1 pseudogene is annotated in these 525 nt (G+C 66.7%); it reads right to left on the bottom strand.

The features are described from left to right. Positions 1 to 365 (bottom strand): annotated as a pseudogene (locus tag QJT82_RS45570) (IS21 family transposase); the annotation flags it as partial. Positions 366 to 525 lie beyond the last annotated feature (160 nt).

Here is a 525-nt window from a genome sequence, read left to right as displayed (position 1 = left end):
GCCCGGATCCGGCGCTCCAGCGTGCGACGGATGCCGGCGCCGAGCTCAGGATGGCGTCGGAGCAACTCCTCGAAGATCGTGACCGGCCGCACACCGGGGGCGGCCTTCAGCATCGGCACGATCTCTGTCTCAAATACGCGGGCCAAGGGATCTGGCCGGCGACGGCCGCGAGGAGCCTTCTTCTGCGACGGAAGGCGTCGATCCTGCTCGATCCGGTAAGCGGTCGAGGTGCTGAACGACGCCTTGGCGGCGGCCACGGGCGGGCTATCGGTCTGACGGTACTTCATGTAGAGCCTCATTTGGTGATCGGTAATGTGTCGGCCTGGCACGCGAGTGATTCCTCTTGGCGGAAGAACCACTTGCATAACCAGCCGGCCGCGATCACCAGTCGGCGCGGTCCGCTGTGGATCGCGCCGACGCCGGGCTCGTAACTCCGGTCGGGCTACGCCCTCCCTGCGTCACGAGCCCGGCGTAGCCCTCTCATCATGGTCGACGCTCCACTTCCATCCTGTTCGCCGCGCGGCA

The sequence above is a fragment of the Bradyrhizobium sp. Mp19 genome, from assembly GCF_029952935.1.
Taxonomy (GTDB): domain Bacteria; phylum Pseudomonadota; class Alphaproteobacteria; order Rhizobiales; family Xanthobacteraceae; genus Bradyrhizobium; species Bradyrhizobium elkanii.
This window is presented reverse-complemented; position numbering and strand designations above follow the sequence as displayed.